Source organism: Botrimarina colliarenosi, assembly GCF_007859955.1.
Taxonomy (GTDB): Bacteria; Planctomycetota; Planctomycetia; order Pirellulales; family Lacipirellulaceae; genus Botrimarina; species Botrimarina colliarenosi.
In genome coordinates, this window is the sequence record NZ_SJPR01000004.1 from 166,731 (window position 1) to 188,223 (window position 21,493).

A 21,493-nucleotide genomic window follows, 5' to 3' on the forward strand; every position below is an offset into this window, starting at 1 on the left:
ACACGCATGGAGGATTTGCGATGGGAATGTTGAAGGAATTCAAAGAGTTTGCGATGCGCGGCAGCGTGGTCGATCTCGCTGTTGGCGTCGTCATTGGAGCCGCGTTCGGGAAAATTACGACGACCTTCGTCTCGGCAATCATCACGCCAATCGTTGGTTACCTGACCGGCGGCGTCGACGTCAAAGACTGGGCCTACACCCTGCCCGTTCCCGAACTCGCCGAAGGGATGAAAGCGCCGACGCTCGCCTACGGTGAGCTGCTGCAGGTGCTGATCGATTTCATCATCATCGCTTTCGCTATCTTCATGGCGATCAAAGCGATGAATAGCCTGACCAAGACGACGAACGAGGCCGAAGAATCGCCCGCCGAGCCGCCGGAAGACATCCTGCTATTGCGCGAGATCCGCGATTCGCTCAAGAAAAGCTGAGGCGTCGCCAGCGAGCCGGGAAGCGTGAGCTCCCGGAGTGGAAGCGGGTCCCCGGGGCGCTCCGGGAACTGACGTTTCCCGGCTCGCTTTTCTATTCGCTGGCTGTGCGCCGGGCTTTTATCCAGCTTACCTTTTGCTCAGCCTTTTGTTCAGCGCTGCCGGAAGGGCCGCGGGCGGTGCGTTTCGGCTTGCCGATCCGGACGCGGCCCTCGTCGAGCGTCACGCGCCCGGCGGCGAGCATCCGCAGCACGTGGGGGTAGGCTTCCTTCTCCGCCTCAAAGACGCGCGCGGCGAGCGCGTGGGGCGTGTCGTCCTCGAACACCGGGACAGGCGTCTGCCAGATGATCGGGCCGGCGTCGTACTCGTTGTCAACGAAGTGGACCGTCACGCCAGTCACCTTGCAGCCGCGCTCGAGCACGGCGGCGTGGACGCGGTCGCCATACATGCCATGGCCGCCAAACGCCGGCAGCAGCGACGGATGGATGTTCACGACCCGGCCTGAATAGTCGTCCGGCACGGGGCAGAGCTTCAGCCACCCCGCCATCACCACCAGCTCGACCTCCGCCGTGCGGCAACGCGAAAAGACCGCGGCGCCGAACAGCTCGTCGGTCGCGTATTCACCACGGTTGACGACCGATGTCGGAATCCCGGCCGCCTCGGCGTGGGCAAGCCCGCCCGCCGTCGCGCTGCTGGCGATCACCAGCGCAATCTCAACCGGCAACTGATCGGCTTCGACCAGCTCCAGGAAGTTCTTCAGCGTCCGGCCGCTGCCGGAGATGAGCACCGCGATCTTCAATTTCTTTATTAACCACGAAGGAACGAAGGAACAAAGTAAGCGGCCCACGAATAACACGAATCCTAGCGAATCCAATTCGAGTCGATTCGCTCAATTCGTGGGCACAGCTCTTCTGTTCTTCTTAGTTCCTTCGTTCCTTTGTGGTTCAAATTCTTTAAGAACTACCGAACGACCCGCACGCCGAGTTGCGACGCCGCTTCACCGACGTTGATCGCGATCTCCTCGGCGCCGGTGATTGAGGCGGGCGTCACCTTGTCGGCCAGCGTCTCGCCCGCGATGTAGTCGCCGAACTGCTCGATTGCGCCGCGGAGGTCGTCCGAGTCGGTCTCGACGCCTACCTCGATGCGGTCGGTGAACTCGCAGCCGATCTCCTTGCGGCGGTCCTGGATCGCCCGCACCAGGTCGCGGGCGAGCCCCTCTCGCACGAGGTCGGGCGTCAGCTCTGTGGAGAGCACCACCACGACGCCGCGGTCGTTGGCGGCCGCCCAGCCCGGCTTGGCGGCGATGCGGACCTCGACCTCGTCGGGCGTGAGCTGCACCGCCTGACCGTCGACGACGAGGTCGATCTGGCCGTTGTCGCGCAGATTCGCGAGCAGCTCCGACCCGCTCTGGGCGTTGAGCGCTTGCTTCACCTTCGGCATCAGCTTGCCGAGCTTTTTGCCGAGCAGCTTGAAGTTGGGCAGCACCTCGTGGTCGACGTACTTCTCGGGCTCATCAGAGAAATCAACGGCCTTCACGTTCAGTTCGCCGGCGATGACGCCCGCGTGCTCGGCGAGCCACGCCTGATGCTCGGTGCTGGCGAGGATCACCTCGACCTTCGCCAGCGGCTGGCGGACCTTGAGCGACGCCTCTTGCCGGGCCCGCAGCCCGAGCGACGCGATCAGCCGCACCAGGCCCATCCGCTCGGAGAGCGCCTCGTCGATGAGCGACGCGTCCGCCTCCGGGTAGTCGGCCAAGTGGACCGACGCCAGCGCGGCGTCGCCGCCATTCTCCTGCAGAAAGACGCCCGCCAGGTTGCCCCACATCGCTTCGGCCAAGAACGGCGTGAACGGCGCGATCAACTTCGACGTCTCGACCAGGCACTCGTAGAGCGTCCAGTAGGCGTCGAGCTTGTCGGCCGAGCGCTTGTCCTTGGACCAGAACCGCTCGCGGCTGCGTCGGACCCACCAGTTGGAGAGCCCATCGACGAACTCGGTGATCGCCTGCCCGGCGCCAAAATTGTCGTAGGCGTCCATCCGCTCGGTCACCAGCGCCACGGTGCGGTGCAACTCGCTGAGCATCCAGCGGTCGAGCTCGTCGCGATCGGCGATCGGGCGGTAGCTCTCGGCGGCGGCAAACCGGTCCGCGCCGATCCCCCTCCCTTGTAGGGAGGGGTTAGGGGAGGGTGTCACGCGTCCAGCGGATGGAGTCTTAGAGGTACTCTCTGTTGAGTTTGCCGCTGTGGTACAGGACGAATCGACTCCGGGAGAGACCGTACCCCCTCCCCTAGCCCCTCCCCCCAAGGGGGAGGGGGGTTTTGCGCCGCTCAGCTCCGCCTTCGGATCAAACCCATCGATGTTCGCGTAGATCACAAAAAAGCTGTAGCAGTTCCACAGCCGCAGCAGGAACTCGGGGATCGAATCCTTGATCGCCTGCTCGCTGTAGCGGATCGACGACCACGGCGGCTGATTGGTGAGCAGGTACCACCTAAGAGCATCCGCCCCGTACAAATCAAAAATCTCGGCCGGGTCGCGGTAGTTCCGCTTGCTCTTGGACATCTTCTGCCCGTCCTCGCCGAGCATCAGGCCGAGGACGATGCAGTTTTTGAAGGGGTGGGGGACGGGGGGCGTGGGACGAGGGGATTGCGGATTGGGGATTTCGGATTGCGGATTGCCTGCTGGTTGGGCGCCCCACAGCATCGTCGAGATCGCTAGTTGGCTGTAGAACCAGCCGCGGGTTTGGTCGAGCGCTTCGCTGATGAAGTCGGCGGGGAACTGGTTGGCGAACTTTTCTGCCGCTTCACTCCGGGAGCTGACGCTTCCCGGCTCGCTATTCCCTCGTCCCGCGTCCCCCGTCCCCCGTCCCTCGCCCTTGTATCCCCACTGCGCGAACGGCATCGCGCCGCTGTCGTACCAGCAGTCGATCACCTCGGGGACGCGCGACATCCGTGCGCCCTTCTCGAACGGCGAGTCGTAGGTGATCGCGTCGATGTACGGCTTGTGGACGCGCAGGTCGTCGGGCAGCGTGGGGTCGGCCGCCTTGGCCTCTTCCCAAACCTCCGTGCCCGCGACGCCCGGCTTGGCGAGCAGGTCGTCGTAGCCGCCGATCGCTTCCTGCTGGCCCGTCTCGTCGCATTGCCAGATCGGCAGCGGCGTCCCCCAGTAGCGTTCGCGCGACAAGGCCCAGTCGACGTTCGACTCGAGGAACTTGCCCATCCGCCCGGCCTTGATGTGCTCGGGCATCCAGTTGATGGCCTGGTTGTTCTCGAGCATGGCGTCCTTGAACGCCGTGGTCTTGATGAACCAGCTCTCACGCGGGTACTGGATCAGCGGGTCCTCTTCCGCCCGCCAACAGAACGGGTAGTCGTGCAGATACTGCTCTTGGTGGAACAGCAGCCCCCGTTCCTTCAGGTTCCGCGCGATGTCCTTGTCGCAATCCTTGACCCAACGACCACGGACAAACTCAGGGGCGTAGTCGGTGAACTTGCCGTCGGGACCGACGCAGTTCATGAGGGGCGGATTACAATACCCGCCAAACGGATCAAAAACTTCGAAGAACCAGACGTTGTAATCGTCTTCACCGTAAGCAGGCGCTATATGAACGCAACCAGTTCCAGATGCTGTTGTTACGAAAACAGCCGGAACAATTCTCCATCCGATATGTTTGGACTCTTTAGATAGTGAGTCCTTTGTTATGAAGCTCTTAAGATCAAACAATGGTGTATCGTCAAAAGGAGCTCCTTGAGGCCCATCTCCAATCGAAAAGAACTCCTTAGCACTAAGTGTGGAATAGGTATCAAAGGGTGGCATAAATCGCTTGCCAACTAAATCTCTCCCTGTACAAGTCGATACCACCTCCAACTTCAACTTCGTCTTCTCAGCAAGAACCTCCACAAGGTCCTTCGCCAGGATCAGCTTCTCCGCGCCGTCCTCCGTGCTCTCCGTGTCTCCGTGGTTCCCTTCCCGAACCACCAGCACGGTCGCGTACTCGATCTCCGGATGCACCGCCGCGAATTGGTTCGACGGCAGCGTCCACGGCGTCGTCGTCCACACGAGGAGCGACGTGTCGGGCTCGTCCACCAGCGGGAACTTCACGTACACGCTCGGGTCGGCCACCTGCCGGTAACCCTGCCCCACCTCGCCCGCCGAGAGGGCCGTGCCGCCCTGGGCCCACCACCAGACGATCTTGTGTCCCTGGTACAACAGGTCGCGATCAAACAGCTGCTTCAGGCTCCACCAGACGCTCTCGACGTACGACTCGTGGTAGGTGACGTACGCCTCGTCGAGGTTGACCCAGAAGCCGAGCCGCTCGGTGAGCCGCTCCCACTCGCGCATGTAGCGCCAGACGCTCTTCTGGCACTTCTGGATGAAGGGCTCGACGCCGTAGGCCTCGATCTCCTCCTTGGAGTGGATCCCCAGCTCCTTGCAGACCTCGACCTCGACCGGCAGGCCGTGGGTGTCCCAGCCCGCCTTGCGCTCGCAGCGGAAGCCGCGCATCGTCTTGTAGCGCGGGAAGACGTCCTTGATGGTCCGCGTCAGGCAGTGGCCCGGGTGGGGCATGCCGTTGGCGGTGGGGGGGCCTTCGTAGAAGACGAACGGCGGGGCGCCCTCGCGCTGGTCGAGCGACCGCTGGTAGATCGCCTGCTCTTTCCAGAAGCGGAGCGTCGCTTCCTCGAGCTTGGGGAAGCTGACCTGGCCTTCGACGGGGGAGAACATTGCGGCGGAACTGTCGGGGGAAGCTGTCAGCGGTCAGCTTTCAGCGATCAGCGTGAGGGAACGGGTCGGAAACGCCCCATTGTGACCGCCCCAGGGCCCGACGCGAAGGCCACCAGCGGGAAAGCCTTGGGCTAGAAAAGCGGTAGGAGGGGTCTCCTGACCCCGATTCGAGCCCCCATTCCCTACCGGAATGGAGCACGGAATCGGGGTCGGAGACCCCTCCTACAGGAGAGTGAGGGTGACTCAGCCCGAAAGGTTCGCGGGAGACTTAGCTAACCGCTGATCGCTGACGGCTGAACGCCGCCGCAGAGCGGCTACTCGTCGAAATCCTCGTCGTCGGAGAAGGAGTCGCCGTCCTTTTCCTTCTCGTCGGCGACGATCGGGACGTCGTCATCGTCGTCGTCATCGTCCGAATCGGCGTTGACGTCGAACTTCTCGTCCTCGGTGTCCTGGAACTCCTCGCCGAAGCCGTCATCCTCGGGGTCGTCGTCCCATTCCTCCTCGAAGTCGTCGTCGAAATCGTCGTCGAAATCGTCGTCTTCGAAGTCGTCGAAGGGGTCGGAAGAGGCAGACATCGAAAGGGTCCTCGGAAACGTACAGAGTGAGCGGAGCGACAATCCTACTCGCAGGCGGGGCCGAGGCCTACTCGCCGGGCGGGGCAAAGGGCGCCCGCGCCGGTTGACCTGTCGCAGGGGGCGATTTCTTATTACTTCGGCGAGCGGTTGTCAACTAGCCTGGAAATGTCGGCCACTCCTGTCGGGGCGGCCACGCAATCCCCCCTTCCTCCACCGATCCTATGCCCAGCGAAACGGATGCCCTCGACGTGATCGCCGTGGGCGCCCACCCCGACGATGTCGAGATCGGCTGTGGCGGGACGCTGGCGAAGCTCGTCGAGCAGGGCTACCGCGTCGGCATCGTCGATCTGACCGACGGCGAGCCGACGCCCGCCTCGCCGGGCCCCGACGTGCGGCTCGCCGAAGCCCGCACGGCGGCGGAGGTTCTGGGGGTCCACGAGCGGTTCACGCTGCCGCTGACCAACCGGCGGCTGTTCGACGGCTTCGACGAGCGGGTCGCCCTGGCGAAGGTTTTTCGGAAATGGCGGCCCAAGCTGGTCCTCGGCCTGGGAGACCGCACGCCGATGGCGTCGCCCGACCACTGGCAGGCGATGCAGATCACCGACGCGGCGATTTTCTACTCGCGGCTGACCAAATGGGACGAGAAGTTCGACGGCTTGGCGCCCCACACGATCTCGGCCCAGATCTACTACCCGCTGACGTTCTACACGCTGCAGCCGCCCCCGACGGCGAACGATTTCGTGATGGACATCGGCTCGACGCTCGAAAAGAAGCTCGCCGCGATCCGGGCTTACGAGACACAGTTCCCGCCGGCAAAGCAGGATCTTTTCGACCGGGTGCGGGCGATGAACGTCGCGGTCGGCAATGCGGCCGGCTTCGCCGCGGGCGAACGGCTGGCGAGCCCCCGGGCGCTCGGCGTCACGGACCTGATGGCGAGTCTGCGGTTGTGAGAGAGTTTGGGCCGCGGATTGCGGATTCCTTTTGGTTTGCGCGCTGACTACAAACAAACCGCAATCCGCCCTCGCAGATTTTCGGCTCAACCCGCAATCGAATGCATCCTTACGGCGTCCTCAGCCTCGCCCCCCCCGTGATCGCGGTCGTGCTGGCGATCGCCACGCGGCGGATCTTGTTGTCGGTGCTCGTGGGGCTGTTCGCGGGGGCGTTGCTGACAACCGGGGGCGACCCGCTGCGGGCCTTGGTGGACCTGGGCGAGGCGCACCTCTGGCCGACCTTCATCGAGCCGAGCAAGCTGCGGCTGTTCGCCTTCACGATGGCGATGGGCGCCACGGTGGGCCTGATCCACGCCGCCGGCGGCATGCAGGGTTTGGTCGCGCTGATGACCCCTTTAGCGCGCGGCCCGCGGAGCAGCCAACTCACCGGCTGGCTGCTGGGGCTGATGGTCTTCTTCGACGATTACGCCAATACGCTGCTTCTGGGCGGCGCGCTGCGACCGGTCTTCGACCGGCTGCGGATGTCGCGGGAGAAGCTCGCCTACCTCGTTGACTCGACCGCGGCGCCTGTCGCCGGCCTAGCGGTTGTCTCGACGTGGGTCGCGGTCGAGCTCTCTTACATCCAGGAAGGGCTTGAGAACCTCCCTAGCGGCGTGCCGGAGGGGGCGAATCCTTTCTCGCTGTTCGTCGCCTGCCTGCCTTACCGCTTCTATGTGATCCAGGCGCTGCTGTTCGTGCCGTTGGTGGCGTTGTTGGGGCGTGACTTCGGCCCGATGCTCCAAGCCGAACGGGACGCCCGCAACAGGAAACTCGACGGCGAGCCGGCCACGTCAGTGGTCGGAGTTGCGTCTGATCCTCCGACCACTAACGGGGCCGGCTCGCCGGAACCGATCGCGACGCATTGGTCAAACGCGGTGATCCCGCTCGGTCTGACGCTCGTCGTGGTCACAGGTCTCCTGGTAGCGACGGGGGTCGCGAACCTCGGCGATCGTTACGACGCCGCCGCGCCGGTGCTCGAAAAGTTGCGGGACATCTTCGGCGCCGCCGAATCAGGGCTCGCCCTGATGTATGGCGGGCTGGCCGGTCTCGGTTCGGCGATTCTGCTGGTGCGGTTGCGGAACCTGCTCCCGCCCGCCGAAACGACCGACGCCTTGGTGCGGGGCGTGCTGACCGTTCTTCCCGCCATTGCGATCCTCTGGCTCGCCGGCTCGATGTCACGGATGACCGGCAACCGCGACATCGATGGCGCCCCGTCGACTACCCCGTACGAGTACTCGTCGGTAAGGCTCTACACGGGCGAGTACCTTTCGCAGAAGCTGCTGGGGGACGACGGCGCGGCGCCGTCGGCGACGCTCAAGGCGTTGCTCCCCACCGGCGTTTTCGTCTTGTCGGCGGTGGTCGCCTTCTGCACCGGCACGAGCTTCGGCACCATGGGCCTCGTCGTCCCGATGGTGGTGCCGATCGCCTACGCGGCCGCGTCCAGTGGCGGAACGGGCGACGTGCTCGGGGCGCCGCTGTTCTTGGCGTCGCTCGGCGGCGTGCTCGCCGGCGCCATCTTTGGCGACCACTGCTCACCGATCTCCGACACAACGATCCTCTCCTCGATCGCCAGCGGCTGCGACCACATGGCCCACGTCCGCACGCAGTTGCCTTACGCCATGGCGGTCGCCGTGGTGGTGGTCCTGCTGGGGACGCTGCCGCTGGCGCTCGGCGTTAGCGTCTGGCTTCTGCTCGGCCTGCAGACGGCGACGCTCGCGGCCGTAATCTGGTTCCTTGGCGAGAAACCGTAGCAGAACGTCGCCTTGCCCGAGGCTAAGCGGGCCAATGCACGATCAACGCCGCAACCGAAAGCGTCGCGCCTACGGCGAGCAGCATCAGCACTCCCAGACAGCCTTGCTTGGGCTTCGCTGAAGTCGCCGCCAGACGCTGTGACAACCCCTGCGACCGCGCAGGCTCGTCATAGAGATCGTCGTCCAGGTCGTCATCGAACTCGTCGACGACCGATTCGATTCCCTCCGCCAGTTCGTGGCCCGATAGGCCCTGGCCTCCGGTGAGGGAGTCGTCGTCCTCCTCGTCGGGCGGCAGGGGCTCGATCTCGACGGCGGCGCCGTCAAGCCGATCCTCGAGGTCTTCGATCTCGCCATTCTCGGACGCCAAAAGCGCCCGCAGGGCGTCACGCACCGCTTGAGCCGTGGCGGGGCGGTCTTCCTTTTCCTTCTCTAGCAGTGACGACATAAGCCGCTCGAGCGACTTCGGCGCGTCCGCGGCGAGCGTTCGCAGCTTGGGGGGCGGCGCCTCGACGTGCTGCTGGAAGACGACCATCGGTTCGGTCGACGGGAAGGGCGGCCGGCCGGTGAGCAGCTCGAACAGCAGGCAGCCGAGCGCGTACAGGTCGCACCGCCCGTCGATGTCGCGGCGGCCGCGGACCTGCTCGGGCGCCATGTAGCGGACCGAGCCGACCGTCTGCCCCGACGTTGTCAGTTCGGCGCCGTCGTCGCGTCGCACCAAGCCGAAGTCGCCAAGCTTGAGCGCGCCGTCCTCGGCGAGAAAGACGTTTTCCGGCTTCAGGTCGCGGTGCACCACGCCGCGGTCGTGCAAAGCCCCCAGCGCGTCGGCGACGTGCGCGGCGCTCTCGGCCGCGTCGCGCCACGGCAGCCGGCTCCGCTTCTGGATCACCTCGCGGAGTGACCCGTACGGCGCCACCTCCATCGCGTAGTACAGCAGGTCCCCGGCCAGTCCCGAATCGACGAACCGCAGGATGTGCGGGTGATGGATTTGGCGGGCGACGCCGATCTCGCGGACGAAGCGGCGATAGATGGCTTCGTTGGCGGCGGCGCTGGGCAAGAGGAGCTTCAGCGCGACTTCGCGCGGGTGATCCGGCGCGGCGTCGGCCCGCTGCTCGTCGGTCGGATCAAAGACCGCTTTGAAGACCTGCCCCGCCCCGCCCACTCCAAGAACGCCGACGATTTGGTAGGGGCCGACGCGGTCCCCCACCTCTTTAAGAGAAGCCATTGCAAAGCCCTTGCGGTGAAATCGATCCGCTTGACGCCTCGCCGATGTTCTCTTCCCTTACAGAGAGGGGATAGGGGAGGGTAGCGATTGTCGGCGGCAAACCAGGGCCGACCCAAGGACGTAAGCCTTCTGGCTCTACAGCCGGCAGTTCTTGATCGCTGTTTCGAGAATCGCGCGGGCGCCCAGTTTCTCGAGGCGTTCCATCACGCCGATCACTTCGCCCCGTTTCACCATCGCCCGCACCGCGCACCAGCCCGCGTCTTCCAGGCGGTTGACGGTCGGCGAGCTGAACCCCGGGGTGATCTTCTCCGCCTCGGCGAGGCTTTCCTCGGGGACGTTGTATTCGAGCAGCGAGTAGCCGCGGGCGATGATGACGCCCTCGACGCGGCGCGTGATTTGGTCGCACAATGCCTTGTGCTTGGTCGCCGGGTTCTGGATCAGGACCGTCTCGTAGCTGCCGATGGTGTCGAGGATTCGCAGCTTGTTGGCCGCCAGGGTGCTGCCGGTCTCGACCAAATCGACAATCGCGTCGGCCACGCCGAGGGCGATCATCACCTCGACCGAGCCCGAGAGCTCGACGATGTGGCAGGTCACGCCATGCGAGTTGAGGTAAGCGCGGGTCACGTGCGGAAAGCTCGTCGCGATCCGGTCGCCCGCCAGGTCCTTCGGCGTGACCACGGGGCTCGACTCCGGGACGCAGACCGCCAAACGGCAGCCCCCCATCGCGAGCGACATCCGCGTCGTCACGGCAGGCCGATCGGCGACCGCCACGTTGACGCCGGCCTCCTCGACCAAATCGCTGCCGGTGATCCCGAGATCGATCGCCCCCTCGGCGCATAGCACGGGGATGTCGTCGGTCCGCAGGAAGGTGACATCGATCACGCCGTCGAGCCCGCCGCCCGGTTTGACGCGGGCGAATAGGTCGCGGTCCTGCCGCCGGTACTTGAGGCCGGCGTCGGCGAGCAGCTCGGCGGCGAGTTCGGAGAGGCGGCCTTTGCTGGGGACGCCGATACGGAGTGGTTCGCTACTCATCACTTCAATCTTGTTAGAAGCGAACCACAAAGGAACGAAGGACGGCGCCCGGCGATTATTCCTTCGTTCCTTGGTTCCTTCGTGGTTCAATTTGATTTCGGTCGGCTTTCTTTCTCGGCAATGCCCGAGGCGCCGAAGCGGCGGGCTAGCTCGGCTTCGACTTCGGCCAGGTCGACGCCGCGCGAGCGGCACAGCACCAGGGTGTGGTAGAGCAGGTCCCCCACCTCGTAGACGAAGTGGGCGCGGCCCTCGTCGCCCGGCTCGGCGGCGGCCTCGACCACCTCGGCGGCCTCTTCGGTCACCTTGGGGCCGATCTTGTCGACGCCCCCGGCGAGCAGCTTGGCCGTGTACGACTTGCCGGCGTCCGCACCGGTCGCGCGCTGGCGGATCGTCTCCTCGAGGGCGTCCAGCGGCCGCATCGGTTGGCTCAAGGCGGGTTGCGAAGGGGTGGGGGGCAGCGGTTAGGCTCTGGGCCGTGGGGGAAGCCCCTCAGCTTAAACGCCACGGCGGGGCCGGGCAATCGCGAGGTCCCGACAGGTGCACACCATTGCTTGTCGCCGAGTGTTGATTCAGGCCGCCCGACCCCTATGACCTTCGACTTTGCCACCAACTGCTGGTTCGTCACCGGGGCCACCGCCTCGGGAAAGACCGCCGTCGGGCTTGAAATCGCCGAACGATTGGCCGCCTCCGGGGGCGGCGCCGAGATCCTTTCGCTCGACTCGATGGCCGTTTACCGCGGCATGGACATCGGCACCGCCAAGCCCGGCCCCGCCGAGCAGGCCCACACGCCGCACCACCTGATCGACCTGCGGGACCCCGACCAGGAGTTCAGCGTCGCCGAGTACCGCGACGCCGCCGAGACAGTCGCCCGTGACGTCCTTGCTCGGGGCAAGACGCCGCTCTTCGTCGGCGGCACCCCGATGTACCTAAAATGCCTGCTGCGGGGTCTCTTCGAGGGTCCTGGCGCCGACTGGAGCCTCCGCCACGACCTCGAAGCCGAGCTCCTGCAGTTCGGCGTGGCGGCGCTGCACGAACGGCTCGCCCTGGTCGATCCGGTCGCCGCCTCGAACATCCACCGCAACGACGCCCGCCGCATCGTCCGCGCCCTCGAGGTCTTTCGGACGACCGGCCAACCGATCAGCCATCAGCAGCTCGAGTTCGAAGACGCCCGCCCCGCCAGCGAGTGCCATGTCTTTGTCCTCCGCCGTGACCGCGCTGACCAGCACGCCCGCATCGAGGCCCGTGTCGACGAGATGATGGCCGAAGGCCTCGTGAACGAAGTCCGTGGCCTGACGGCCAACGGCCGCACGCTCGGCCGCAGCGCCGCCCAAGCGGTCGGCTACCGCGAAGTGCTCGACTACTTGTCTCACGCTCCGCAGGACGGGATCGCCGGCGAGTTCGACCTGCCGAAGACGATCGAGCGGATCCAGGCCCGCACCCGGCGGTTCGCCAAGCGGCAAGCGACCTGGTTCCGCAGCCTCAGCGAGTGCCGATTCATCGACGTCGCCGCCGACGAGTCGGCCAGCCAGATCGCCGACCGTATCGTCAGCGAGGCGGGTTAGACCGGCCGCGACAGCGGTCTGTAGGAGGGGTCTCCAGGGAATGTGGGAGGGGTCTCCCGACCCCGATGACGCGCACCATGCCGTCTTCGGCCAGGATGCCGCAATCGGGGTCAGGAGTCCCCTCCCACAAATGGCCTGTCGGCCCTACCTGGGGCCGGTGAAAACGCCTCACCAAGAAAAACTCACGCGATTAAGCGGGCGCCACAACCGGCGCTGACTTTGCCGGCGGGGTAAACTTGGGGGTTCGTCCCATTTCAGCCCCCCACCCGTCGCCATGACACGCCGGCGCTTCGCCTTCTGGATCGGCATGGGTCTGTTCGGCGTCGCCGAGCGGCTGCGGGCCGACAGCCTCGACGCCCTCGCCGAGTCGCTGATGAAGGCGACCGACACCCCGGCCGCGCCCCCCGAGCCGCTGGCCGCGACCGTCGTCACCAGCGAGATGCCGGTCCACTGGCAAGCGACCCACAACCGAACCTGGCGATGGGTGCAGCGCGAGCAGCTCGTCGATGGCGAGTGGCGCCTCACCGGCATGACGACCCCCGTCCGCCGCGACAACGGCGAGCCGCTCGCCGACGTCGACGGCTATCTCGACGACGAGGCGATCCCCGAGTCTTACCGGACCGCATTCGACGACTTAGTCGATGCGAACGGCGGCTCGGTCGATCTCGTGACCGACCACGGCGTGAGCGCCGACGACGACGCGCCGGGTCCCGACGCATCGCCGCACCGCAAAGCCCGCCACGGCCGACCCCCCAGCCGTTGGCTGCGGAGCCTCAACGCCGCGGAGCTGAGCGTTTGGCTCGCGTCGGTCACGCCCCCCGAGGCGGGCGTCCACGGGATGACGTTCGAGGAGCATCTGACGCGCGACCACCTGTTCGACGCCGACCGCCTCGCCGGCCTCACCGAACGGGAACTGGAGAAGCTCCACGGCGCCGCCCACCACGGGTACTGAGCGCGTCTCATCAAGCCCTTCCGCCGCAGCAAGCAATGGCGAGCCGGCGACGTGAGTCGTCGGTGGAACCCTGTACTCGCTTCGCACCGACGACTCACGTCGCCGGCTCGCCGTCTATCGAATTGGCGGGCGCGCCATTCACAGCGCTCCCCTTGACGCTCTAGGGGAAAAGCCTAAACTGTCCCCTAGACACACAAGGGGAGAGCCGACATGGCCGCCAAACTCGATAGCTCACTGCCGCAGGCCCCTTTGCCTCAAGGCAGCCTTGACCTGCTCGTGCTGCAAACCCTCGACGGGGGCAAAAAGCACGGCTACCAGATCGCCCGTCACATTCAGTTGACCAGTGGCGACGTGCTGCGGGTCGAGGAGGGGTCGCTCTACCCGGCCCTGCACCGCATGGAACGCCGGGGCTGGATCGCGGCCGAGTGGGGCGTCAGCGACGCCAACCGCCGGGCCAAGTACTACGGGCTTACCCGCACCGGCCGAGCGCAGCTGAAGACCGAGGTCGCCAGTTGGCGAGCGATGGTCGAGGCGATCGGCGCCGTCATCGACGCGGGCAAAGTAACGCCACGCGCAGGCTTTCAGATAACGTGAGCGGCACGGCGCTAGCCGCCGGTTGCCTCGCTCGGTGATTCACCGGCGGCTAGCGCCGTGCCGCTCACAAAAACTCTCGACCCGACACCGCAATGCCCGCCCTCCCCTATTGGCTCTTCCCGGGCGACGACCGGCCGACGGAAGAGATCGACGACGAGATCGCCGAAGAGCTGCAGCTGCACCTCGACCTGATGGCCGAAGAGCAAGAGCGCCGCGGCCTCGCACCGGAAGAAGCCAAGCAAAAAGCCGCCGAACGCTTCGGCGACTTCAACCAACTCCTGCGGCGCTGCCGCCGTGAGAAGCAAGGAGATGTCCCGATGCTACTTCGTGTCCAAACAGGTCTGCTGGTTGTTTTGATCGCTCTAGTTGCTGCTGCCGGTTGGCGGATGACTTACATCCCCGATCCAATTTTGAACGCGCAGTATATGAGTGAGACAACGGAGCTCTTGCAGACGATCCAGAATGACTTGGCTGACATGCGCAACGGGATCACTCCGCCCGAGGTCGGCACGCCAACCTACACACAACCCATAGTGGGGACGGAAAGGAATGTGAAAATACCGCTCGAAGCAGCCGAACCGCCTGCAGAGCCGGCTGGCGTTGTACGTATGGCGATTGTGCCGGCGGTGTGGACGCCTCCCGATAATCCCGACCCTCAGGAAATCTTACGAGAGGTGAAGGCCGATACGCAGGCTAAAAGGTACGAAATCGCGCTGGCCAAACATGTCTGGTTCCATGAGAACGCCAATAGCATACGGCCAAGCCTGAACGCCGTTCGATTGTCGTTCGCCCTCTCGGATTGGTACGACCTCGGGCTCGAATACCCACCTGCGCTCGAACTGCTTCGATCGATACGCGACAACCTCGAAGTGCAGATACTACGAGGAGAAGGTGGCGGAGAACGCTTTCACGACTTCGCCGCGATCAATCGAGTGCTTCATGAAGACGAAAAAACGGTGGCGGTGTTCACCACTCTCGATAGTCAGTATCCAGACGCAGCCAAGAGCGCGATTTACTACGCGAGACGGGCGCTGATCGAGAATAAGGCCTTCGACCTCTACGCGAAGTACATCAATGCCAAGCGAGACTATCTGCTGAAGGAGCACATTCTCGATCTTGATCTCGATAGAGAAAGTAAGGCCAAGCCTAAAAGTGGCAACGGCATCAACGACTTACTAGCTACATCGGCGGAACAAAGATTCTGCAACGAGGCAGCAACGCTGGTTGCCATATTAACGATCGTCGATCGCAAAAGCGAAGCAGCAGAAATCGCAGCGCTCGCCAAAGAGAAGCTGGATGACGAGCAGTTCCACAGAGAGATCGACGCCGCTTTGGAAGGCACGATCCCAGCTCAGTAACCTACGCGTCCCGACGGCTCGCGAAAAACGCGAGCGTCGCGAGCGACTGCTTCAGCTCGCTCTCTTCGAGCACCGCGAGGTCGGCCACCGCGCGGTTGGCGTATTCGATCGCGGTCTTTTGCGCGAACGCGAATCCGCCGACGGCTTCGACTAGTTTGGCTACCTCGGCCCGTGACTCAGTCGACGGGTTCTGGAGCCACTCCTCGAGCGACACGCGTGGGCCGTTCACCAGGCTGTCGCGGGTGTAGATCAGCGGCAGCGTCATCTTTTGCTTCGCCAGGTCGGCGCCGGTCGTCTTGCCGGTCGTCGCCTCGTCGCCGGTTAGGTCGAGCAGATCGTCGGCGATCTGGAACGCCATCCCTAGGTTGCGGCCGAACGATTCGAGCGCGTCCGCCACCTCGGCCGACGCGCCAGAGAACAGCGCGCCGAGGCGACAACAGCACGCGCACAGCTCGGCCGTCTTGCCGTCGATGATGTCGTAGTAGTCGGCGGACGACAAAGACAGGTCGCCCTCCGAAAGGGTCTGCCGCAATTCGCCGTGGCAGACGCGGTTGGTCGAGCGGCCGATCAGCTGGCACGCCGTGGCGGCGTCGCCGAAGTCGCTGCGGACCGTCGCCGCCAGGTAGAAGGCGTGAGAGAACAGGAAGTCGCCCAAGAGGACGCTCCGTTCGTTCCCCCAGCGGGCGTTGACCGTGTCGACGTGGCGGCGGAGCGACGCCTCGTCGAGGACGTCGTCATGGACGAGCGTCGCGGTGTGGATCATCTCGACCACTACGCCCAACAATTCGTGGGCGTCGGTCAGTTCACCAACCGCCTCGCCGGCCAGCAACAGCAGCGCCGGCCGCAGCCGTTTGCCGCCGAGCCGGTAGCCGTGGCGGACCACCTCGTCGACGCGGGCGTCTTGGCTGGTGAGCTCGGCCTGCAGCCGCTGCTCGATCCGCTGCAGCGCGGGCTGAATGGGGCCGAATAGGTCGCCGACCGCCGCCGGGGCCTGGCGGGCGGGTTCGGTCGTCTTAGGCGCCGTAACAGGGTGAGGATCCATAGCTCGCCGCTTCGTTCCAATCGTCGGCCGCCCAAAGCGATCGGGGCAGCCGGGTTCCCAAGCAGTGTAAAGCGAACCGCCGGAGGGCGTTAGGGCTAGGCCGCCCCAAAGAGAACCGCCAGCGAAGCGGTGGCTTAACGCGGCCGCCCGGGGCGAAAATGACCGAAGGCCCGGTCGCCACGGGGGCGAACGGGCCTTCGTTTGGTCAACCGGGGCGCCTGCCGCCGGGCTGGGAAAGCCCCGCGACAGCAGCCGCTTCGTGCGGCCGACCCCGTTTTTATACTCGCTGCCGATTCCGCCCGCTCACTCTCAGAACGGGGCGAGGCTGGCAGTTTTGAAGCCGCAGCGTCGCTACTCGGTCGCCAGGCAAGCTCAGACGAGCTCCTTCTTGGCGCCGATCAGCGTCCGCAGACGTTCGGCTAACAGGGCCGAATCGAACGGCTTCTTGAACGTCTCATTGATCGTCGAACGGTCGAAGCTGATGCTCGAGCCGTCGTCCGGCAGCAAAGCGATCAGGATCGTCTCGGCGAAGTCCGTGTTGCGACGCAGGTTTTGGCAAATCTGCAGCGCTTCGACGTGACCGATCGAGAAGTCACAGATAATGCAATCCGGGTGGAAGCTTTCCGCCTGGATGCCCGCCTCGAAACCGCTAGCCGCGGTCTGGGTGCGGAAGGACCTGTCGGCGGGGAGCTCCCGCTTGAGGTTCTCGATCAGGACCTGATCCTGAGCGACGATGAGCACTTTGGCCATCGCCTCGTCCTCAAGATCGCCAAGGGGCATCCCGTGCTCCTTGAGGAACTTGATCAGGTACTCGCGGGGGATCCGGCGGTCTTGGGAACCGGGAATCCGGTATCCCTTGAGACGTCCCGAATCAAACCACTTGCTGACGGTGCGAGGTGCAACCTTGCAGATCTTAGCGACCTGACCCGTCGTGAAGACCTTCATCGGGCTCTCCAATTCTCAGTCTGAATGTCCGCTCGTCGCGTGTCACGCCGCTGGGTCACGGCCCGCCACGCCTAGCGCCCCTCGCGTGCTAGCGCCTCCGGCATATGTCGCCGGGCCGCTGACAGGCGTCTGGGTCGGGGTAAAGGGGGTTTCAACTTGTTGTAGGACTCGGGCCAGGTCGAACTGATCCGTTCCTTCGTACAGCACGAATCGGCTGCGAGAGTCGCGTCGGGATTGCCTAAGATCGGGTTTCGCCCGCCATCGAGAGCGAGTGGCTCCGTACGACCGGCACAACCGTCACAATCCCGCACGACTACCGCAGCCGCGCCGCTGACACCGAACGCTTGTCAGCGAGAAAGGCCTTCAGAGGGGAACCCACACCTTCACCGCAGCGGCCCGCGACGGAACGTTCCTCCAAGCGGAGGACGCGCCCTTGCGAGCAGCGACAGCAGGTCCAGTGGATGGATGTGTAAGGCAGGCTCCCCCCTGCGTGTCCCCCGGGCGCCGCCTGCGGGCCCGCGGCCCGCGTGCGGAGGGGAACAACCCATCCGAAGCTTATCTTCGTTAGAAGCGGGGGGCTGACTTTAGCGCGGGGTTCGCAGAACCCTCACGGAGCCGGAAATAAACCTTACGCGGCACGCCGCAGAGCGGGCGTTTCGGCGTTCTGACGGCGGAGCGAGATCGTCCCGTCTTCCGAGACGTCCTCGAACCGGACCGACAGCTGCTTCGAGACGCCCGACTCTTGCATCGTGATGCCGTAGATCGTGTCGGCCCCGGACATCGTCCGCTTGCTGTGCGAGATCACGACGAACTGCGTCGAGCCAAGGAAGTCCTTCAGCACGCCGCTGAACCGACCAACGTTCGCCTCGTCGAGCGCCGCGTCGACCTCGTCGAGCAGACAGAACGGGCTCGGCCGGCTGCGGAACAGCGCCAGCAACAGCGCCACACAGGTCATGGTCTTCTCGCCGCCCGACAGCAGCGAGAGGCTCCGCAGCTCCTTGCCCGGCGGGCAGGCGACGATCTCGACGCCCCCTTCGAGCGGGTCGTCACCCTCGGCGGCGCCGGTTGGCTCGACCATCAGCAGGTCGGCCTCGCCGCCGCCGAACAAGCGAGCGAATAACTCGCGGAAATGCTCTCGGACCGTTTCGTAAGTCGCCTGGAACAGCTCGCGGCTATCCGTATTGATCCGCGCCGTAAGCCGCGCCAGCGATTGCTTCGCCTGGCTGAGGTCTTGGTACTGTCCGGAAAGTTGCGCAAAACGATTCTCGAGTTCGTCAAGTTCCTCGAGCGACTCGAGGTTAACGGCGCCAACGCTCTGCACCTCTTGGCGGAGCGAGTCGATTTCGTCACGAAGCGCCTGACGTTCGGACTGGCCGAGGGTGGTCGCGTCGCCCGCTGCGAGCGTCGCGACGTCGACGCCGTAGTCGTCGCGGATCCGCTGGGCGAGCGACTTCGATTCGATATCGATACGCTGGCGGCGGAGTTCGACCTCGCCGGCCCGGCGGGTTAACGAGTCGGCCTCGGCCCGTGTCTGGGCGACGGAGGTCGCGACCTCCATCCGGATCCGCTCGCTGGCCCGCCGCGCGGCGCGGGTCTGGGCGAGCTCGCGGGACGCCTCGTCGGCGGCGAGTGTCTCGAACGAGAGCCTCCCCGTCGCGGTGAGCGCGGCGAGCTCCGCGGTCAGGCGCTCTTGCTGCAACGCCGCGAATTCGCCGGCGAGCCGTTCGGCCGTCTCGGCGAGGCCGGCGTCGCCACCGCCGCTACGACGGGCCTCAACGCGGAGCGAAGCCAACAGTTCGGCGTGCCGCGCCGCCGCGGCGGCGAGTTCTTTGACGCGGGCGCGCTGCGCGGCGGCCTCGGCCTCGGCGTCGCGGATCGCCGCGGCAGAATCGGCCGTCGGCCGCGCGACTTCTTCGCGACGCGCCTGCAGGTTCTGTGTTCTTTGGCGCAGCGCCGCCAGACGGAGCTCGACGCCGTCCGCCTCGGCCCGGCGTACGACGCGTTGCTCTTGGGCCCGCTGGGCAGCGGCGGCCGCCTGCCGACGCCGTTCGTCGAGCGCCGCCGCGTGCTGGGCCGACGCGGCGAGCCGGCCCCGCAACTCGTTGGCGGCCGCTTGTCGCTGGACGACCACCGCTTCGGTGGCGTCGATCTGTTGTTCGTCGGCGGCGATGTCGGCGGCGGCCGATTTGGCGGCGGCCTCGGCCTCGGCGATCTGTTGCTCGAGCGCCGCGCCATCTTCGCGGCGTGTCAGGACCCGCATCGAGGCGTCGTTGGGCCCACAGACCACCGACTGATCGGCGCCGAGCGTCTCCGCGTCGAGCGTCACAAAGGTCAGCCCCCGGCCGACCGACTCCGATAGCCGAGCCGCCGTCGCGAGCGTGTCGACGAACCATGTCTTCGCGAACAACCGGCGGACGAGCGGCGCGTAGCGGGGCTCGACCTCGATGAAATCGGACGCCCGGCCGAGCACGCCCTGCTCGCCCTTGAGTTCGATCTGGTCGATCGCGGTTGCGGCGGGGGCGCCGTCGATCGCCAAGAAGCCGGCGCGGGTGGTTAGCGTCTCAACCGAACGGCCGGGGCCCAATGACTCCAGCAACGAACGGCGTGAATCGACCACCACATGCTCGGCCTGGGCGCCAAGGGCGGCCTCGACCATCGCGACAAAGTCTTCCTCGACATGGATCAGGTCGGCGACCAAGCCGTAGACCTGCGGGGCGGCTTGGCCGGCCGCCGCGGCGCGTTGCACCAAGCCGACCACGTCGGTGTTGAGCCGCTCGAGCCGTCGCTGTTCTTCGACGAGGGTCTCGTAGCGGTGGCGGAGGCCGACGAGGCGTTCCCTCGCCGCCGCGGCGGCCCGCTGCCGCTCGCCGATCCCGCGGCGGAGCTCGGCCAGCTTGCGGTGCGACTCGGCGATAGCGCTGTCGAGTTCCAGAAGCTGATCCGCGCAACGATCCCGCTCGGCGACGGCCTGCTCGAGCTCTCCGGTCGTCTCGGACGCGAGCTCATGGGTGGTGGCGTGCTGCGACTCCAATTCCTGGAGCGTCGTCTGCAACGCGTCGCGTCGCCGGCCAAGACTCGCCAGCCGATCCTCGGCCCGGCGGAGGACGGCGCTGACACGGTCGCGGGAGTGCTGTTCATCGGCGTGACGGCGGGTCGCTTCCTGCAGCCGCTGCGTCGCCGTGACAACGCGTTGCTCCGCCTCTCGGAGCGACGCGGCGTACTCGGCGGCAGTCGCCTCGGCGGCGGCGATCGCGGCGCGGGTGGGGTTCTCGGCGGCGGCTTCTCGCAGGTCGCGGCGCGCCGTTAGCCATGCCCCGCGGGTCTCGACAAGACGCTGCTCGAGACGGCCCAGCTCGCTGTGCGCTACGGCCAACTCCCGCTCGTGGCGGCCGAGACGTTTGCGTGATTCGGCGAGCGTGCGCTCGGCACGGTCGTCGCCAGCGACGTCGCCCTGCAGCCGCGCTAAGCGGTCTTCTTGCTCCGTGATCTCGGCCTGCGCCGCTTCGGCCTGTTCGGCGAGTGAATTGCGTTCGGCGTCGAGTCGGCGTCGCTCGTCGGCGAGTTGGCGCCATTCCGAAGCGGCGAGCTCGGTCCGCGCCTCCTTGAGCCGTAGCGACGCCTCGCGGTAGCGCCGCGCCTTGCCGGCTTGCGAACGGACGCGCCGCAGCCGCCCTTCGACCTCGTCGACAATGTCGGACAGGCGGAGCAGGTTTTGCTCGACCCGATCGAGCCGCTTGGCGGCTTCGCGTTTCTTCAAACGGAACCGGCTGATGCCGGCGGCCTCTTCCAGGAGCAACCGTCGCTCGAGCGGCGACGCCCTAAGGGCGGCGTCAACGCGGCCCTGCTCGATGATGCTGTACGAATCCGCGCCGACGCCGGTCCCCGCCAGCAGCTCACGGAAGTCCTTCAGCCGACAGGTGCGGCCGTTGACGAGGTACTCCCCCTCGCCGCTGCGGTGGACACGACGGGTGAGTCGGATCTCCTCCTCGTCGAGATCGAAGAGGCGCCGGCCCCCCGACTCGGCGGGGCGGTTGTCAAACGCCAGCGTCACCTCGGCTGAGTTGAGCGGGCCGCGGGACTCGGAGCCGTTGAAGATGACGTCCGTCATCTCGGCGCCGCGGAGGCTGCGCGGGCTCTGCGACCCCAGCACCCACTTCACGGCGTCGACGACGTTCGACTTGCCGGAGCCGTTCGGGCCGACAACGACGGTCACGCCCGCCGGGAACTCTAGCCGCGTCCGCTCTGCGAAGCTCTTGAAGCCGACGAGTTCGAGCGACTTGAGCATCGGGAGGATTGCGGAGGGCGGATTGGAGATTGCGGATTGAATCGCAAG

At 65.8% G+C, this 21,493-nt stretch carries 16 protein-coding genes; 7 read left to right on the forward strand and 9 right to left on the reverse strand.

Annotated features, from left to right (window positions below; all coding sequences use genetic code 11):
- The first annotated feature begins 20 nt into the window (after nucleotides 1-20).
- On the forward strand, nucleotides 21-428 hold the full coding sequence (gene mscL / locus Pla108_RS14760; RefSeq protein ID WP_146445738.1) for a large-conductance mechanosensitive channel protein MscL: 408 nt from the start codon (nucleotides 21-23) through the stop codon (nucleotides 426-428).
- Between the two features lie 91 nt (nucleotides 429-519).
- On the opposite strand, the gene purN is transcribed toward mscL, so the two are convergent.
- The 3 genes from purN to Pla108_RS14780 form a co-directional block, all read right to left on the reverse strand.
- Nucleotides 520-1,224: a phosphoribosylglycinamide formyltransferase gene (purN, locus tag Pla108_RS14765; RefSeq protein ID WP_197526585.1), complete on the reverse strand. Its 705-nt coding sequence runs from the start codon at nucleotides 1,222-1,224 to the stop codon at nucleotides 520-522.
- A 161-nt stretch (nucleotides 1,225-1,385) separates the two neighbouring features.
- Nucleotides 1,386-5,138, reverse strand: a complete 3,753-nt coding sequence (locus tag Pla108_RS14775) for an isoleucine--tRNA ligase (protein WP_390615815.1) — start codon at nucleotides 5,136-5,138, stop codon at nucleotides 1,386-1,388.
- Nucleotides 5,139-5,452: 314 nt separating this feature from the next.
- On the reverse strand, nucleotides 5,453-5,713 hold the full coding sequence (locus tag Pla108_RS14780; RefSeq protein WP_146445740.1) for a hypothetical protein: 261 nt from the start codon (nucleotides 5,711-5,713) through the stop codon (nucleotides 5,453-5,455).
- 221 nt (nucleotides 5,714-5,934) lie between these two features.
- Between Pla108_RS14780 and Pla108_RS14785 the strand changes: the two genes are divergently transcribed.
- Together Pla108_RS14785 and Pla108_RS14790 are read left to right on the forward strand one after the other, a co-directional pair.
- Nucleotides 5,935-6,663 (forward strand): PIG-L family deacetylase, encoded by a 729-nt coding sequence (locus Pla108_RS14785; RefSeq protein WP_146445741.1) that lies wholly within the window; start codon nucleotides 5,935-5,937, stop codon nucleotides 6,661-6,663.
- Between the two features lie 101 nt (nucleotides 6,664-6,764).
- The gene (locus tag Pla108_RS14790) at nucleotides 6,765-8,453 is read left to right on the forward strand and encodes a Na+/H+ antiporter NhaC family protein (RefSeq protein ID WP_146445742.1); all 1,689 of its coding nucleotides are present in this window, start codon (nucleotides 6,765-6,767) and stop codon (nucleotides 8,451-8,453) included.
- A 22-nt stretch (nucleotides 8,454-8,475) separates the two neighbouring features.
- Here the strand turns inward: Pla108_RS14790 and Pla108_RS14795 are convergent, their stop codons facing one another.
- From Pla108_RS14795 to hisE, 3 genes are all read right to left on the reverse strand, one after another.
- Nucleotides 8,476-9,675, reverse strand: coding sequence for a serine/threonine-protein kinase (locus Pla108_RS14795; RefSeq protein WP_146445743.1), 1,200 nt, complete (start codon nucleotides 9,673-9,675; stop codon nucleotides 8,476-8,478).
- Between the two features lie 135 nt (nucleotides 9,676-9,810).
- Complete coding sequence (gene hisG / locus Pla108_RS14800) at nucleotides 9,811-10,707, reverse strand: ATP phosphoribosyltransferase (protein WP_197526586.1); 897 nt, start codon at nucleotides 10,705-10,707, stop codon at nucleotides 9,811-9,813.
- Between the two features lie 86 nt (nucleotides 10,708-10,793).
- A complete protein-coding gene (gene hisE, locus Pla108_RS14805; RefSeq protein ID WP_197526587.1) occupies nucleotides 10,794-11,138 on the reverse strand; it encodes a phosphoribosyl-ATP diphosphatase in 345 nt (114 codons plus the stop codon).
- Between the two features lie 156 nt (nucleotides 11,139-11,294).
- Between hisE and miaA the strand changes: the two genes are divergently transcribed.
- From miaA to Pla108_RS14825, 4 genes are all read left to right on the forward strand, one after another.
- A complete protein-coding gene (gene miaA, locus Pla108_RS14810; RefSeq protein ID WP_146445745.1) occupies nucleotides 11,295-12,269 on the forward strand; it encodes a tRNA (adenosine(37)-N6)-dimethylallyltransferase MiaA in 975 nt (324 codons plus the stop codon).
- Between the two features lie 274 nt (nucleotides 12,270-12,543).
- Nucleotides 12,544-13,221 carry a hypothetical protein gene (locus tag Pla108_RS14815; protein ID WP_146445746.1) on the forward strand — a complete coding sequence of 226 codons (678 nt, stop codon included), beginning with the start codon at nucleotides 12,544-12,546 and terminating at the stop codon, nucleotides 13,219-13,221.
- A gap of 210 nt (nucleotides 13,222-13,431) precedes the next feature.
- On the forward strand, nucleotides 13,432-13,815 hold the full coding sequence (locus tag Pla108_RS14820) for a PadR family transcriptional regulator (protein ID WP_146445747.1): 384 nt from the start codon (nucleotides 13,432-13,434) through the stop codon (nucleotides 13,813-13,815).
- 92 nt (nucleotides 13,816-13,907) lie between these two features.
- Nucleotides 13,908-15,173: a permease prefix domain 1-containing protein gene (locus Pla108_RS14825; RefSeq protein WP_146445748.1), complete on the forward strand. Its 1,266-nt coding sequence runs from the start codon at nucleotides 13,908-13,910 to the stop codon at nucleotides 15,171-15,173.
- Nucleotide 15,174: 1 nt separating this feature from the next.
- Here the strand turns inward: Pla108_RS14825 and Pla108_RS14830 are convergent, their stop codons facing one another.
- From Pla108_RS14830 to smc, 3 genes are all read right to left on the reverse strand, one after another.
- Nucleotides 15,175-16,215, reverse strand: a complete 1,041-nt coding sequence (locus Pla108_RS14830; protein ID WP_231934521.1) for a polyprenyl synthetase family protein — start codon at nucleotides 16,213-16,215, stop codon at nucleotides 15,175-15,177.
- 372 nt (nucleotides 16,216-16,587) lie between these two features.
- Nucleotides 16,588-17,160 (reverse strand): helix-turn-helix domain-containing protein, encoded by a 573-nt coding sequence (locus Pla108_RS14835; RefSeq protein ID WP_146445749.1) that lies wholly within the window; start codon nucleotides 17,158-17,160, stop codon nucleotides 16,588-16,590.
- A 628-nt stretch (nucleotides 17,161-17,788) separates the two neighbouring features.
- On the reverse strand, nucleotides 17,789-21,445 hold the full coding sequence (smc, locus tag Pla108_RS14840) for a chromosome segregation protein SMC (RefSeq protein ID WP_146445750.1): 3,657 nt from the start codon (nucleotides 21,443-21,445) through the stop codon (nucleotides 17,789-17,791).
- Nucleotides 21,446-21,493: the final 48 nt, after the last annotated feature.